1 protein-coding gene is annotated in these 721 nt (G+C 64.1%); it reads right to left on the minus strand.

Annotation, left to right across the window (positions count from 1 at the left end):
* Positions 1 to 254 precede the first annotated feature (254 nt).
* Positions 255 to 721, minus strand: a 467-nt coding sequence (locus tag HX846_RS37095) for a cytochrome c (RefSeq protein WP_178967448.1), incomplete at its 5' end; no start/stop codon positions are given.

The raw sequence follows: 721 nt of genomic DNA on the forward strand, positions 1-721 counted from the left end.
CTCGGGCGCCGCCACGGCGGGGCTTGCCTCAGCCCAGTCCAGGCGACCCAGCAACGGCAAGGCCGCGCCCAGTGCGATCAGGGAACGACGACTCACGTTGACCATGAAGACCTCTCCTTGTCGGCTCGCAGCTTCAGGTGCGGGATTCGCCCCCGTTCCTGCAATTGGGTATGACGAGGAAAACAGCCGGTGATTTACCCAACCAACAAAAAGCCCCGCACTTCATACCGAAGGCGGGGCTTTTGCGTTTCCGGCTAGTTGGAATGAAAACGCCGGTTCAACGCGATCCGCTTGGCCTCCACTGCCCGCAGGTGTTTGTGGTGACGGCGCCACAGCAACAGCACGATGATCAGCACCAGCACCACCAGGCCACCGCCCCACAGCAGGTACGGCATGGCCGTGATCAACAACGGCGCATCCCCGCCACGACGCAGGCTGGTGACTTCTTCGGAACTGACGCTCAGCGCCGGGTTGCCGAAGGTCTGCAGGCTGTAGTTGGCGATGGCGGCGATTTGCGCGTCGTTCAGGTCACCGCCCAGGGCCGGCATGCTCACGGCGCCGTCGGCACCTTTGCGGTCGATGCCGGCGATGATCGCCATCACCAGGTTGTTGGCCTGGTTGCCGTTGAGCGCGGTGTTGAGGCTCAGGGATGGGTAGAACTTGTCCGCCGAGCCCTGGCCATCGCGGCCGTGGCAGCTGGAGCAGGCCGAGTTGTAGAGGC

This window comes from Pseudomonas sp. K5002, from assembly GCF_013386655.1.
In the GTDB taxonomy this organism is placed as follows: Bacteria; Pseudomonadota; Gammaproteobacteria; order Pseudomonadales; family Pseudomonadaceae; genus Aquipseudomonas.